Source organism: Faunimonas sp. B44, from assembly GCF_052655945.1.
This window is the reverse complement of sequence record NZ_JBQYEX010000004.1, coordinates 86,950-100,546: the sequence shown is the minus strand read 5'-3', so window position 1 is coordinate 100,546 and position 13,597 is coordinate 86,950. Positions and strand designations below refer to the sequence as shown.

Sequence of the window (13,597 nt, the reverse complement as noted above, 5' to 3'; positions counted from 1 at the left end):
TCGGCGCGGGGACGGCCGTCACGCGGCCTCGGCCATGCGCCGGTTGTTCCAGATCGCGCCGGGCACGAAGATCTCGCCCGACATGAGCTTGCGCGCGGTGCGGATCGCGCCGCCGCTCACGACCTCCATGTTCGGCCCTTCGCCGCGGGTGACGAGCGCCACGTCGAAGACGCCCGAGGGATGCTCGATCAGGATCTCGCGGTCGTCGCCGGGCGGGACGTTGGCCAGGCCGTCGGCCACCGAGCCCCTCAGCACGGCGCAGCTCGCGATGCAGAGGCCGCCGGTCACCGCCATCGCGGCATGGGCCTTGTGCGGCACGAAATAGCGCGCGGCGATGGCGCCGCCCGCCTTCGGCGCCGCGAGGATCGCGGCCTTCGGCACCACCATGTCGGCGACGTCGCCGAGCCCCATCATGCGGCCGGCCTCGCGGCGCAGCGCCTCCAGCCGGGCGAAGAAGGCGCGGTCGCCGTCGAGTTCGGCCGGGCTCTCGTAGCCGGTCTTCCCGAGGTCGGCGGCGCGGACCATCATCATCGGCACGGAGACGTCGATGAGCGTCACCTCGGTGCCGTCGATCACGTCGGTCGCGTTGCCGGTGGCCAGCAGCGAGCCCGTCTTGGATCCGACGATGTCCATGAAGTTGAGGCGAATGGGCGCGGCGGTGCCCGGCACGCCGTCGATGCGCGCGTCGCCGTCGTACCGGACCATCCCGCCCGGCGTCTGCACCACCGCCTCGATGCGGCTCTTCGTGTTGACGTTGTAGATGACGACCCGGGTCTCGCCATCCTCGGCCTTCACCATGCCGGTCTCGATCGCGAACGGGCCGACGCCCGACAGGATGTTGCCGCAGGACGGCGCCACGTCGACGATCGGCTTGTCCACGGAAACCTGGGCGAACAGGTAGTCGACGTCGGCGTCCGGGCGCTCCGACGGCCCGACGATCGCGACCTTGCTGGTCAGCGTGTCGGCGCCGCCGATCCCGTCGATCTGGCGGGCGTCGGGCGAGCCCATCGCCGCCAGGAGCACGCGGTCGCGCGTCTCGGCGTCCTGCGGCAGGTCGGAGCTGCGGAAGTAGGGGCCCTTCGACGTGCCTCCGCGGAAGATCATGCAGGGGATAGCTGTCTGGATGGTCATGGCGTTTATCCTCTGAGAGGCCATGGCAGATCGGGGTAGTAGCCCTGGAGAAGGCCGCCCGGAAAGACGAGCGACAGCCCATTGGCGAGCGTCAGCAGCATCGCGATGGCGAGCAGCGTGAGCACGATCGTCATGAGCCACGACGCCTTCGAGACGATCCGCAGGAACGCGACGAAGAAGACGACGAGCGCGATGAAGAAGCCGACCAGCGCCACGCCGCCGACGAACGCAACGATCCAGCCGAGATAATAGTACGTGCCGCGGTCGCCCGGCTCGCGCGGCCGGTCGTCGAGGTCGAAGTTGGCGGAGGAGTTCCGGCCGGTCGTCATCAGCGAGAGGAGCACGAGCAGGGAGGCGACGCCGCCGATCCCGGCGATCATCATCGGGAAGACGGCGCCGAGGAAGGTGAGGTCCCAGGCTTCCCAGAGCGTGAAGGCGAACAGGGCTATCGCGAAGAGCACGAAGGCGATCTGCGGCCACAGCGTGTCGGCCTTCGAGCTGTCGGCGCTGCCCTCGGTGTGGAGGATGCCGCCCTCGGCCGACCGGCTGCGCGCGGCGAACCAGGAGGAGGCGAGGATCAGCGCGATGATGACGAGCACGACGGGCCGGGTGAGGAAGCCCCAGCCGTCGAACTGCACCGCCTGGTAGAGGTAGCGCTCGCTCTGCGTCGCCAGCACGAAGCCGATGAGGAAGGCCGGCCGCGACCAGCCGAACCGCCGCATGAAGACGCCGACGAAGCCGATCGCGAGGAGGGCGATCAGGTCGTAGAGCGTGAAGTTCGACTGGAATGCCGCGAACGAGATGATCATCACCATGAAGGGTGCGATCAGCGCGAAGCGGACGGTCGTCAGGCGCGCGATGCCCGGCGACAGCACGATGCAGAGCACCGTCCCGATGATGTTGGCGATCGCGAGCGACCAGATGATCGTGTAGGTGACGTCGAGGTTGCGGCCGACCATGGCGGGACCGGGCTGGAGCCCGAGCAGCAGCATGCCGGCCATGAAGATGGCCATCGAGCCGGAGCCGGGAATGCCGAAGAGGAGCGTCGGCACGAGCGCGCCGCCGTCCTTCGCGTTGTTGGCCGATTCCGGTGCGATCACGCCCCTGATGTCGCCCTTGCCGAACTGACTCCGGTCCTTGGATGTCTGCATCACGTGGCCGTAGGCAATCCAGTCGATGACGCTGCCGCCGAGGCCGGGCAGGGCGCCGAGCATCGCGCCGATGGCCGAGCAGCGCAGCGCCAGCCACCAGTTGCGCATCGTGTCCCGGAGGCCCTGCACCCAGCCGCGGCCGAGCCTGCCGTCGCCGGCGATCGAGCCGCCGCCGCGCAGGAGGTCGATGATCTCGGGTATGGCGAAGAGGCCGAGGCCGACGATGGCGAGCGGCAGGCCGGTGGAGAGATAGAGGGTCTCGAAATCCATCCGGTACTCGCCGGTCGCCGGCGCGGCCCCGATCGAGCCGAACGCCAGGCCGATCGCGCAGGCCGCTATGCCCTTGGGCAGGCTCGCTCCCGAGAGCACGCCCACCATCGACAGGCCGAAGATGGTGAGCATGAAGAGCTCGGCCGCGCCGAAGGCGAGGATGAGCGGCCTCGCGATGAGGACGAAGGCTGTCAGCAGGAGCGCGCCGAAGACGCCGCCGATGAAGGAAGCGGAGAACGCGGCGCTGAGGGCGCGCGCGGCTTCCCCCTTCTTGGCCAGCGGAAACCCGTCGAGCACGGTCGCCTGGGAGGAGGAGGAACCGGGGATGCCCATCAGCACCGACGAGAAGGTGTCGGACGTGGGAATGACCGCCACCATCCCCATCAGCATGCCGAGCGCCGCGGTCACCTCCATGCCGTAGATGAAGGGCAGCAGCAGGGACATGCCGGCAATTCCGCCGAGCGCGGGCAGGATGCCGACGAGAAGGCCGACGCTCACCCCGAGCAGCATGTGGAGGAGGTAGTTGACGCTCAGGATGTGCGACAGGGCGGTCGTGACTGCGTCGGCGATCATGGGGTGCCTTTCAGGTCGGCGGCCGAAGTCTTCCGGGCGAGTTGTTACTCCGCCGCCTCGCTGCGCGCCTCCCGCGGCGCCTCGGTCGTCGCGTAGCGCTCATGGCGGTCGGCCACCGCATCGGCGAGCGAGCCGTCCATCCCGAGATCCCGGAGCATCCCTGCCACTTCGCGCATCTCGGCCGAGCGGCGGACGCCGTGCCTGGCGACCCGGCCCGGCATCGTCGCCGCGATCTCGTTCCAGTCCATGCCGGGATAGCTGTCGTAGAAGCTCTTGAAGACGTCGTCGGTCACGCCGAAGGCGGCGGCCGCGCGGGTGCAGTCGATGATCAGGGCCTCGAGCCCCTTGATCATGATGCTCCGGCAAAGCTTGGTGGCCGACGCGCGCCCGATCTCGGCGGCCACCGGCCGGATGTTCATGCCGACGGCGTTGAGCCTTTCCGTTATCTCGGCCGCGCGTCGGCCGGCGCTGAGGATCGGCACCTTCAGATTGGGGCCGATGACGGGCGCCATTACGGCGCCCTCCACATAGGCCGCGGCCGACTTCTCGACCGCCGCCGCGGCCGCCTGCTTGGTCGCGGGCGAAACCGAGTTCACGTCGAGGAAGACCTGGCCGGGCTGGAGGAAGCCGGCCGCGCCTTCCGCGACGCGGAGCGCCTGGGAGGCGGTCACGCAGGAGAACACGATTTCCGCCCCGCCGCAGGCCTCGGCGGCGCTCGGGGCCGGCGTGACGCCGGCGCGCCTGGCATCCGCGATCCGGTCCGGCCCCGCCTTCGGGTCGTCGAAGAGGATGTCGTAGACGGCGATCTCCGCGCCGTTCTCCAGCAGATCCTTCGCGAACACGTGCCCGACTTCGCCGAAGCCGATCATCGCCAGTCTCAGACGCGGTTTGGCGCTCATCGCGGTCTCCCTTCAGCGGCATCTGCCGGCCGCATTCGATGTCCCCGTGCCCGGGCCGGGGGGTGGTCCGTGACGCCTAACGCGGCGCGCAGGAGATGATCTTGGTGGTTGCGGCCGGGACGCGGACCGTTCATTGCGGCGCCAGCTTCTCCCATAGCAGGCAGGCCTTGGCGCACCAAGTCGGTCTCGTCCGGGCTCTGCGTCCTTCTCGCTGCCGATTGCATACAATTGTTGACAGGGAGGTCAAGCTCGTCAAGCATAAGGGCATTGCTCCTGACCATGCTGTCCTTCGGCAGCTGGTTGCGCCAGAACGGCATGCCCGCGTCGGAATCCGGTATCCGGGTCCGCGGCGCTGGCCGTCGTGCTAGGGTTGCCTGCCGGCTGTCGCTGCGGTTGGAACGAGTGTGTGCATGAGGCGATCGGCGGTGAACCGTCGGGAAGCCCGCTTTCAGCGTCTGGGAGGATCGAAATGAAGATTGATCGCAGAACTTTCCTGGCCGGAACGGCCGCCACCGCCGGTGTCGCCGCGGTCTCCGGTCCGCAATCCGCGTTCGCCGCGGCCGACTTCTCGGGGCAGACCGTCGAGTGGATCTGCCCGTTCAGCGAGGGCGGCGGCAGCAGCGTGCTCGCGCGCTACTACCAGCCCTACCTGAAGAAGTACCTGCCGGGTAATCCGGACGTCGTGATCCGGAACATCCCCGGCGGCGGCTCGATCACCGGCACCAACGAGTTTGCGGCCCGCGCCCGTCCCGACGGCAAGATGATCATCGTCACGTCGGCGACCACGCAGTTCCCGTACCTGCTCGGCGACCCGCGCGTCCGCTACGACTACAAGAACTTCACGCCGGTGCTCGTCTCGCCGACCGGCGGCGTCTGCTACCTGCCGCCGAACCTCGGCGTGGAATCGGCGGCCGACCTGAACAAGATCAAGGACCAGGAGCTCATCTATGGCAGCCAGGGGCCGACCTCGCTCGACCTCGTGCCGATGATCGCGTTCCTCGTGCTCGGCCTGAACGTGCGCTACGTCTTCGGCATGCCGGGCCGCGCCGACGGCCGCCTCGCCTTCGAGCGCGGCGAGACGACGATCGACTACCAGACGTCGGGCGCGTATCTCTCGAATGTCGTGCCGCTCGTGGAGGCCGGCAAGGCGGTGCCGATCTTCTCCTGGGGCGTGCTCGACGCGAACGGGGAGTTCGCCCGCGACCCGACCTTCCCGGACCTGCCGCATTTCGTGGAAGCCTACGAGATGATGCACGGCAAGAGGCCGGAAGGCATCGAGTTCGACGTCTACAAGGCCGTGTTCGGCTCGGGTTTCGCCGCCCAGAAGCCGGTCATGCTGCCGAAGGGCACGCCGCAGGACATCGTCGACGCCTACACCAAGGCGTTCGAGGACGCCGTCGCCGATCCCGAGTTCCAGGCCGGCAAGGGCGAGGTCCTCGGTGAGTACGAGCAGGCGACGGGCGACGCCGCGCTCCGCCTCTACGACGTCGCGACCAACATGCCGGACGAGGCCCGCGACTGGCTGCGCAACTACCTCACCACCGAGTACAATGTGAGGTTCTGACGCTGAAGCGCGGCGGCCTTTCCGCCGCGCTCCACGGCACGTGACGAGGGGCGGCTTCCGCGGGAGCCGCCCCTTTTCCTTCAGGGTGCAGGTGCAGGGCGGGTCGAGCGGAGCGTCAGCAGCGTCGGAATGGCGAGGAAGAAGGCTAGCCCGGCGATCACGAAGACGTAGCTCGGCTCGTAATGGTCGAGCACAATGCCGAAGACGAGCGGCGCCACGAAGAAACCGATGTCCAGGCCGGAATAGGTGATCCCGAACACGCGGCCGAGCGTCTGCGGCGAAGCGATGCGGCGCACGAGCACGTCCCGGGAGGGGAGCGCGACGCCCTTCGTGAAGCCGCCCACGCAGAGCAGCGCGACGCAGAGAACGGGGACATGGGTCGTGAATCCGGCCGCGAGGATGGCCGCCGCCGTGACGGTGAGCGCGGCCATCGCCACCGCCTGGTGGCGGTCGGTGCGGTCGGCGAGGATGCCGCCGACGAACATGCCGCCGGAATTGCCGAGCTGGTAGCCGGTCACGGCGAAGGTCGCGAGCGCGAGCGCGACCGCGTAGCCCTCCGTCAGGACGGCGATGCCGAAGCTCTGCACGCCCGAGCCGGCGATCGAGGTGAGCACGAAGAACGCGAGCAGCGTGAAGACCACCGGCTTCAGCAGGATCTGGAGGAAGCTCGCGGTCGCCGGTGCCGCCGGGCCTTGATCTTGCTTCGCATCGTGCCGGACGGGCGATCCGCAGGCGATCGCCTTCCAACTCGAGAGCACGAACAGGAAGAGGCCGGCGGCGATCAGTGCGGCGGCCACGATCGCGCCGCGCCAGCCCAGGACGGTGACGAGCGCGGCCACCACGAGGGGGGACACGGCAGCGCCCGTCGCGCCGCCCATCGCGTGATAGGCGAAGCCGCGCCCGAGACGTTTCGGCTCGACGCGCCGGCTGATGATCGACAGATCGGCGGGGTGATAGACGCTGTTGCCGAGGCCGGCCACGAAAGCGAGGGCGATCAGCGCCGCCGTGCCGGGGGCGAAGCCCATCGCCGCCGTCGCCGCAGTCTGGAGCGCCATTCCCGCCAGGAGCAGGCGGTCGGGCCCGATCCGGTCGACGAGCACCCCGGCCGCCATCTGGCCGGCCCCCGACGTGCCGTAGAAGACCGCGAGGACGAAGCCGAGCTCCGTGAAGCTCACCCCGAGATCGCCGCGAATGAAGGGCAGCAGCGGCGCGAGCGCGAGCTGAAGGAAGTGGCTCACGAAATGGGCGAGGGTGACGGCCAGGATCGTTCGCGTGCTCGACCCGCCGAGCATGTCGGATCCGGTCACATGGATGGCGGTCATGGTCGCGCGGGCTCGGCGGGCATCGATCGGGTCATTGTGCAGGAAGCCGCGGCAGCCGAAGAAGGTTTCGGACGGACCTGACGGCAACCGGATCTGCTAGGATCGCCTCGTCTGTACACAACCGCATGCGACAATGGCAATCGCTGCAGGCGGCGCGGCTTGACACCCGTGGCCCTGGATGCAAGCGAATGCAACGCGCCGGGACCGGGCGCGATCGGCAGCGCCGCAAGGCGCTCCGCATGCCTAAATCCCGCAACTGCACTCGCAGAGGACGATCCATGCACCTTGGCACCGACAGGATCCTCGCCGAGGCGGGCGACGGCATCGGGTGGCTCGTCCTCAACAATCCGGAGCGGCGGAACGCCATCTCGCTGGAGATGTGGAACGGCATCACGGCGGCGCTCGACGCCTTCGAGGCCGATCCGGCCGTCCGCGTGGTGGTGCTGAGGGGCGCGGGGGATCGCGCCTTCACCGCGGGAGCCGACATTTCGGAGTTCGACGAGAAGCGCGCCGACGCGGCGGCCGGCGAGCTCTACAAGGAGATCACCACCAGCGGCCGGATGCGGCTCGCCTCCTTCGCCAAGCCGCTCATCGCCATGATCCGTGGCTTCTGCCTCGGCGGCGGGCTGGCGGTCGCCATGAAGGCGGACCTCAGGATCGCGTCGGAGGACGCGCAGTTCGGAATCCCGGCGGCGCGCCTCGGCCTCGCCTACGGCATCGAGAACCTCAAGATCCTTACCGATCTCGTCGGCCCGGCCTACGCCAAGGAGATCCTCTTCACCGGGCGCCGGCTGGACGCGGAGGAGGCGTGGCGGATCGGGCTCTTGAACCGCGTCGTGCCGGCCGACCGTCTGGAGGAGACCGTGCGCGGGATCGCGGCGCAGATCGCCGAGAACGCGCCGCTCACCGTTGCCGCCTCCAAGGCGACGATCGACGCCGTGCTGAAGGATCCCGGCGAGCGGGACGTGGCGCGTCTCGACGCCCTCGCCGCCGCCTGTCTCGACAGTGCCGACTATGCCGAGGGGCGCCGCGCCTTCAAAGAGAAGCGCAAGCCCGTCTTCACCGGCCGCTGAGCCTGACGCGGGACTGCGAACGAGACAGGACGACGATGACCCAGCAAGAACCGGCCCCGGGCCAGCCGCCCGAAACGGTCTACGCGGACCCCGAGGCCGCCCGCCGCTTCGTGACGGCGCTCCTGGAGACCTACGACCTGCCGGCGGCGGACGCGCGCATCGTGGCGCAGTGCCTCGTGCGGGCGGATCTGCGCGGCGTCGACACGCACGGCCTCATGCGGCTGCCCGGCTATCTCGACCGGCTCCGCCGCGGCCTCGTCAACGCCCGCCCCAACCTGAAGCCGCGCCGCGTCATGCCGGCGGTCGCCCATCTCGACGGCGAGGACGGCCTCGGCTTCGTCGTCGCCACGCGGGCGATGGCGGAGGCGATGGCGATCGCGCGCGAGATGGGCATCGGGATGGTGTCGGCGAAGCGCAGCACGCATTTCGGCATGGCCGCGACTTACCTGCTCCAGGCCATCGAAGCGGGATTCATCGCGCTCGTCTTCACCAATGCCTCGCGCGCGATGCCGCCATGGGGCGGCCGCGAGGCGCTGCTCGGCACGAGCCCCTTCGCGGCCGGGGCGCCCGGCGGCGAGAAGGGGCCGTTCATCCTCGACATGGCGCCGAGCGTGGCCGCGCGCGGCAAGATCCGGCGCGCCATCCGGCTCGGCGAGCCGATCCCGATCGACTATGCGCTCGATGCCGACGGCAAGCCGACGACCGATCCGGTCAAAGCGCTGGCTGGCGTTGTCCTGCCGATGGGCGGGCCGAAGGGCTCCGGCCTCTCGATGCTGATGGACATCCTCGGCGGCGTCATCTCCGGCGCGGGCTTCGCCGGCGACGTCGCCGACCAGTACAAGGACTACACGCGGGCGCAGAACGTCGGGCACTTCTTCCTGGCCATCAAGCCCGACCTCTTCATGAGCGCGGAGGAGTACCGGCAGCGCATGGACGTCCTCGTCGAGCGCGTGAAGGCGGTGCCGCTCGCCGAAGGGTTCGAAGAGATCCTGATGCCGGGCGAGCCGGAAGCGCGCCAGGAGCAGCGCCGGCTAGGCGCCGGGATCCCGTACCAGACGAAGGATCTCGAGCCGCTCCAGGAGGATGCCCGAGCGCGCGGCGTTCCCCCGCTCGCGACGCGAGCAACACCGCTCGACGCCTGAACGAGGAGGGACCGGTGAACGCCAGCAACGAAACGCTTGTCCGCAACCCGCTGAAGGACCGGATGGCGGCCGACGACGTCGCCCTCGGCATGGTCGTGCGCCTCGGCCGCTCGGCCGAGATCGCCCGCATCGCGAGGGCGACCGGGCACGACTTCATCTTCGTCGACGGCCAGCACGCGCTCTACTCGCCGGAGACGATCGGGCACATCGCGCAGGCCGCGATCGGCTGCGGCGTCGCGCCGATCGTGCGTGCCCGCCACCTGGCGGACGCCGATGTGCCCCGCTTCCTCGACAACGGCGTCATGGGCATCGTCTATCCGGACGTGAACAACGCCGAGGAGGCGCGGCGGGCGGTCGAGGCCTGCAAGTTCCCGCCGGTCGGCAGGCGCTCCGTCTCGGGCGCCTATTCCATCTTCGACTTCAAGCCGATGCCCGTGGCCGAGAGCAGCCGCATACTGAACGACACCACCCTCGTCATCTGCATGATCGAGACGGCGGAGGGGCTGGAGAACGTCGAGGCGATCGCCGCCGTCGAGGGCGTCGACGTCGTCCATATCGGCTGCAACGACCTGCTCACCAATCTCGGCAGGCCGGGCGCGTTCGGCGATCCGATCATCATGGATGCCATCGACCGCATGATCCGGGCCTGCAAAGCGCATGGCAAGTGGGCCGGCCTCGGCGGCGACAGGGATCTCGGCCGGCAGGCGGAGCTGATCGGCCGGGGCATCCGCTTCATCACCACCCAGACCGACATCGGCTTCCTGATGGCGGAGGCGGGGCGGCGCGTCTCGGAGCTGCGCAAGGTCGCGGAGGCCAACCGCTGACGCGGCCGGCCCGCCGGCGGGCATCGGCTCAGGCGTAATCGAACATCATCGAGAGGCGGGCGTCCTGCGCCTTCTCGATGTGCTGCCGCGCCTCGCGCTCCGCATCGTCCGGGTTCCGCCCCTCGATCGCCGCGAGAACGCGGCCATGCTCCTCCACCGCCTTCTCGGTACGGCCCGGCACCGTGAAGGTCGTGCTCGGCAAGAGCGCCATCGCGTCGTGGATCTCGTCGAGCGTGCGCATGAGATAGCGGTTGTGCGCCGCCTCATAGATCGCGCCGTGGAACTCGCGGTTGTAGCGGGCGAGCTTGTCGGGGTCGCCCGCCGAGCGCGCGAAGGCCTCCGCCAGGCGGTGCAGGTTGGCGATCTCGCTCGGCGAGGCGTGCTGGGCCGCGAAGCGCGCGGCGGAGCCCTCGAGGATCTCGCGCATCGCGTAGAGCTCGATCGTCTGCGGCCGCGTCAGCGTCGCGACGACGAGGCCGCCCGGCGCCATTTCGAGCAGGCCGCGGGCCTGCAGGCGGGACAGCGCCTCGCGCACGGGTGTGCGGCTCACCCCGAGGGCGCGCGCGACCTCCTCCTCGCGGATGCGTTCGCCGCGGGCGTAGCGGCCTTCCTGGATCCCGTTGCGCAGCGATTCGAACACCCAGTTGGCGCGCGAGGTCTTGGACGGGCCGCCGGCTCCGACGCCGACGGCGGGAGAGGCGTGCATCGCTGCGCTCTTGTCTGCCATCTCGGACTGATCCCGATCTGAACCGATCCCGCCGACGGCGTCGGGAGACGGAAAACATTTCCATGTAGCGGGAGGCGACGCGCGAGTCCAAGGTGGACCGCGGTTCCGGGTCCCCACGGCGCATGCAACCCTGGGACGGAATATACATGGAGGGACGCGCCGTGGCATCTTCCGTATACATCTGCATTCCCGAACGCGGCCCGGGTGCGGCAGGTCGGCGATCGTGGCCGGCCCATGCAGGCGTTCCAAGCGAACCGATGGCGCCGGGAAGGCCTCCGCGGGCCGGGCTGGACAGCGCGGCCACGCTGTTGCATACGCGCGTATACGAACAAGGGATCCAGCATGGCGGCGGACAGCACGGCAGCACTGCAACAGCCATCGCCGGAGATCGCCGGCCGCTATGACGTGCTGGTGATCGGCGGCGGAAACGCGGCGCTCTGCGCCGCGATCAACGCCCGTCGCGCGGGGCGCACGGTCGCGGTGGTCGAGGCGGCGCCGAAATTCTATCGGGGCGGCAACACCCGCCACACCCGCAACATGCGGGTCGCTCACGACGAGCCGAACGAGGTGCTGACCGGCCCCTATTACGAGGACGAGTTCTGGGACGACCTGCTGCGCGTGACCGGCGGCCAGACCGACGAGGAGCTCGCCCGCTACACGATCAGCCAGTCCAAGGAGCTCTGGGACTTCCTCTTTGCGCAAGGCGTCAGGTTCCAGCCATCGCTCGGCGGCACGCTCAGCCTCGGCCGCACCAACGCCTTCTTCCTGGGCGGCGGCCGCTCCATGCTGAACGCGCTCTACCGGACCGCCGAGGATCTCGGCATCGCGATTTTCTACGACGCTCCCGTCGTCGACATCGACATCCGGGACGGCATGTTCCTCTCGGCGACGGTGCGCAGCGGGGAGCGCGACCACGTCGTGCGCGCCGGAGCGCTCGTGGCGGCGAGCGGCGGCTTCGAATCGAACATCGAATGGCTGAAGGAGTACTGGGGCCCGCCCGCCGACAACTTCCTCATCCGCGGCACCCGCTACAATCGCGGCAGCGTCCTGAAGATGTTGCTCGACCGCGGGGTCCAGCCGGTCGGCGACCCGACCCAGTGCCATGCGGTGGCCATTGACGCGCGCTCGCCGAAATATGACGGCGGGATCGTGACGCGGCTCGATTGCGTGGTGTTCGGCATCGTCGTCAACCGCGATGCCGAGCGCTTCTACGACGAGGGCGAGGATTTCTGGCCGAAGCGCTACGCCATCTGGGGGCGCCTGGTGGCCGGGCAGCCGGACCAGATCGCGCACATCATCATCGACCACAAGTCGGTCAGCGCCTTCATGCCCTCCGTCTATCCGCCGCTGAAAGCGGACACGCTCGGCGGGCTTGCGGCGCAGCTGAACCTCGACCCGCAGAGGCTCGAGAAGACGGTGTCTGAGTTCAACGCTGCGGTGAGGCCGGGCACGTTCGATTCCACCGTGCTCGACGATTGCCGGACGGAGGGGCTGACGCCGCCCAAGAGCCATTGGGCGCGCACGATCGACGTGCCGCCCTTCTACGCCTATCCGGTGCGTCCGGGCATCACGTTCACCTATCTCGGGACGCGCGTGAACAAGGAGGCCCGCATCGTCATGGACGACGGCATGCCATCGGCGAACATGTTCGCCGCCGGCGAGATCATGGCCGGCAACGTGCTCGGGAAGGGCTATCTCGCCGGCATCGGGATGACCATCGGAAGCGTTTTCGGTCGGATCGCAGGACGAGAGGCAGCTGCAAATGCCCGCAACTGACACCACCGCGGAAGCGGATCGCATCATGACGATCTGCAATGCCTGCCGCTATTGCGAAGGGCTTTGCGCCGTCTTCCCGGCGATGGAGATGCGCCGGGCCTTCACGCCCGGCGACCTGAACTACCTCGCCAATCTCTGCCATGCCTGCGGCGCCTGCTACTACGACTGCCAGTTCTCGCCGCCGCACGAGTTCAACGTCGACGTGCCGCGCACGCTGGCGAAGCTGCGCGGCGAGACCTACCAGGCCTATGCCTGGCCACGCGCCTTCGCCGGCATGTTCGAGCGCAACGGCCTGATGATCAGCATCGTGGCGGCGCTGAGCGTCGCCGTCTTCATCATCGGCTTCATCGCCTTCAACGATCCGTCCGTGCTCTTCGCCACCCATACCGGGCCGGGCGCGTTCTACCGGCTGATGCCGCACAATGCGATGGTCGCGATCTTCGGCGCGGCCTTCCTCTATGCCGTCGTCGCGCTCGTCATGGGCTTCCGCAACTTCTGGCGCGACATCGGCGAGCCGAGCAAGCCGCTCTCCGACGGCGGCTCGATCTGGCAGGCGATGAGGGACGCCATGTCGCTGCGCTATCTCGACGGCGGCGGCATGGGCTGCATGAACGAGGACGAGCGGCCGAAGAAGGACGGCCGCAGGCATGCGCACCACGCGACCTTCTACGGTTTCCTGCTCTGCTTCGCCTCGACCAGCGTCGCCACGCTCTACCATTATGTCCTGGGACGCGAGGCGCCCTATCCGTGGTACGACCTGCCGGTCGTCCTCGGCACGCTCGGCGGCCTCGGTCTCGTGATCGGGCCGATCGGGCTCTACATGGCGAAGCAGCGCCGCGACCCGGCCCTGCTCGACCATTCGCGGCTCGGCATGGACGTCGCCTTCCTCGCCATGCTCTTCCTGACGGGGGTGACGGGGCTGCTGCTCCTCTTCCTGCGCGCCACCCCGGCGATGGGGATCCTGCTCGCCGTCCATCTCGGCTTCGTGTTCGGCTTCTTCGTCACCATGCCCTACGGCAAGTTCGTCCACGGCATCTACCGCTTCGCGGCGCTCGTCCGCTACGCGCGGGAGTTGCGGGCGCACGAGACGCCGCCGGTCAAGGCTGCGCCCGGCGCAGCGCGCCCGGCTTCGGCGGCCGCCTGAA

At 69.1% G+C, this 13,597-nt stretch carries 11 protein-coding genes; 6 read left to right on the top strand and 5 right to left on the bottom strand.

Features of this window, described 5'->3' with window-relative positions; all coding sequences use genetic code 11:
• Nucleotides 1-18: 18 nt before the first annotated feature.
• Genes ACUN0C_RS09370 through ACUN0C_RS09360 form a run of 3 tightly spaced genes read right to left on the bottom strand, consistent with a single transcriptional unit; the run spans nucleotide 19 to nucleotide 4,024 of the window.
• Nucleotides 19-1,131: a 4-oxalomesaconate tautomerase gene (locus tag ACUN0C_RS09370; protein WP_445466088.1), complete on the bottom strand. Its 1,113-nt coding sequence runs from the start codon at nucleotides 1,129-1,131 to the stop codon at nucleotides 19-21.
• A 5-nt stretch (nucleotides 1,132-1,136) separates the two neighbouring features.
• A complete protein-coding gene (locus ACUN0C_RS09365; RefSeq protein WP_445466087.1) occupies nucleotides 1,137-3,125 on the bottom strand; it encodes a tripartite tricarboxylate transporter permease in 1,989 nt (662 codons plus the stop codon).
• 44 nt (nucleotides 3,126-3,169) lie between these two features.
• Entirely contained in the window at nucleotides 3,170-4,024 is an 855-nt protein-coding gene (locus tag ACUN0C_RS09360) for a DUF1932 domain-containing protein (protein WP_445466086.1), read from the bottom strand.
• Nucleotides 4,025-4,493: 469 nt separating this feature from the next.
• Here ACUN0C_RS09360 and ACUN0C_RS09355 point away from each other — a divergent pair, with 469 nt between their 5' ends.
• Nucleotides 4,494-5,588, top strand: coding sequence for a Bug family tripartite tricarboxylate transporter substrate binding protein (locus ACUN0C_RS09355; RefSeq protein WP_445466085.1), 1,095 nt, complete (start codon nucleotides 4,494-4,496; stop codon nucleotides 5,586-5,588).
• 80 nt (nucleotides 5,589-5,668) lie between these two features.
• Here ACUN0C_RS09355 and ACUN0C_RS09350 read toward each other — a convergent pair whose 3' ends face one another.
• Nucleotides 5,669-6,910 carry an MFS transporter gene (locus ACUN0C_RS09350; RefSeq protein ID WP_445466084.1) on the bottom strand — a complete coding sequence of 414 codons (1,242 nt, stop codon included), beginning with the start codon at nucleotides 6,908-6,910 and terminating at the stop codon, nucleotides 5,669-5,671.
• Between the two features lie 278 nt (nucleotides 6,911-7,188).
• Here ACUN0C_RS09350 and ACUN0C_RS09345 point away from each other — a divergent pair, with 278 nt between their 5' ends.
• Genes ACUN0C_RS09345 through ACUN0C_RS09335 form a run of 3 tightly spaced genes read left to right on the top strand, consistent with a single transcriptional unit; the run spans nucleotide 7,189 to nucleotide 9,949 of the window.
• Nucleotides 7,189-7,983, top strand: a complete 795-nt coding sequence (locus tag ACUN0C_RS09345) for an enoyl-CoA hydratase (protein WP_445466083.1) — start codon at nucleotides 7,189-7,191, stop codon at nucleotides 7,981-7,983.
• 35 nt (nucleotides 7,984-8,018) lie between these two features.
• Entirely contained in the window at nucleotides 8,019-9,125 is a 1,107-nt protein-coding gene (locus ACUN0C_RS09340) for an Ldh family oxidoreductase (protein ID WP_445466082.1), read from the top strand.
• A gap of 14 nt (nucleotides 9,126-9,139) precedes the next feature.
• Complete coding sequence (locus ACUN0C_RS09335) at nucleotides 9,140-9,949, top strand: HpcH/HpaI aldolase family protein (protein WP_445466081.1); 810 nt, start codon at nucleotides 9,140-9,142, stop codon at nucleotides 9,947-9,949.
• Between the two features lie 28 nt (nucleotides 9,950-9,977).
• On the opposite strand, the gene ACUN0C_RS09330 is transcribed toward ACUN0C_RS09335, so the two are convergent.
• The gene (locus tag ACUN0C_RS09330) at nucleotides 9,978-10,676 is read right to left on the bottom strand and encodes a GntR family transcriptional regulator (RefSeq protein WP_445466080.1); all 699 of its coding nucleotides are present in this window, start codon (nucleotides 10,674-10,676) and stop codon (nucleotides 9,978-9,980) included.
• Nucleotides 10,677-11,018: 342 nt separating this feature from the next.
• On the opposite strand from ACUN0C_RS09330, the gene tcuA reads away from it, so the two are divergent.
• The gene (tcuA, locus tag ACUN0C_RS09325) at nucleotides 11,019-12,452 is read left to right on the top strand and encodes an FAD-dependent tricarballylate dehydrogenase TcuA (RefSeq protein WP_445466079.1); all 1,434 of its coding nucleotides are present in this window, start codon (nucleotides 11,019-11,021) and stop codon (nucleotides 12,450-12,452) included.
• Nucleotides 12,439-13,596 carry a tricarballylate utilization 4Fe-4S protein TcuB gene (gene tcuB / locus ACUN0C_RS09320; RefSeq protein WP_445466078.1) on the top strand — a complete coding sequence of 386 codons (1,158 nt, stop codon included), beginning with the start codon at nucleotides 12,439-12,441 and terminating at the stop codon, nucleotides 13,594-13,596. Before tcuA ends, tcuB begins: the two co-directional genes overlap by 14 nt.
• The last annotated feature ends 1 nt before the right edge of the window (nucleotide 13,597 follow it).

What these genes read in the sequence shown, in the direction of transcription:
- tcuA (WP_445466079.1), top strand. Translation starts at nt 11,019, where the DNA reads ATGGCGGCGGACAGCACGGCAGCACTGCAACAGCCATCGCCGGAGATC.
- ACUN0C_RS09330 (WP_445466080.1), bottom strand. Translation starts at nt 10,676, where the DNA reads ATGGCAGACAAGAGCGCAGCGATGCACGCCTCTCCCGCCGTCGGCGTC.
- ACUN0C_RS09345 (WP_445466083.1), top strand. Translation starts at nt 7,189, where the DNA reads ATGCACCTTGGCACCGACAGGATCCTCGCCGAGGCGGGCGACGGCATC.
- ACUN0C_RS09350 (WP_445466084.1), bottom strand. Translation starts at nt 6,910, where the DNA reads ATGACCGCCATCCATGTGACCGGATCCGACATGCTCGGCGGGTCGAGC.
- tcuB (WP_445466078.1), top strand. Translation starts at nt 12,439, where the DNA reads ATGCCCGCAACTGACACCACCGCGGAAGCGGATCGCATCATGACGATC.
- ACUN0C_RS09365 (WP_445466087.1), bottom strand. Translation starts at nt 3,125, where the DNA reads ATGATCGCCGACGCAGTCACGACCGCCCTGTCGCACATCCTGAGCGTC.
- ACUN0C_RS09355 (WP_445466085.1), top strand. Translation starts at nt 4,494, where the DNA reads ATGAAGATTGATCGCAGAACTTTCCTGGCCGGAACGGCCGCCACCGCC.
- ACUN0C_RS09370 (WP_445466088.1), bottom strand. Translation starts at nt 1,131, where the DNA reads ATGACCATCCAGACAGCTATCCCCTGCATGATCTTCCGCGGAGGCACG.
- ACUN0C_RS09360 (WP_445466086.1), bottom strand. Translation starts at nt 4,024, where the DNA reads ATGAGCGCCAAACCGCGTCTGAGACTGGCGATGATCGGCTTCGGCGAA.
- ACUN0C_RS09340 (WP_445466082.1), top strand. Translation starts at nt 8,019, where the DNA reads ATGACCCAGCAAGAACCGGCCCCGGGCCAGCCGCCCGAAACGGTCTAC.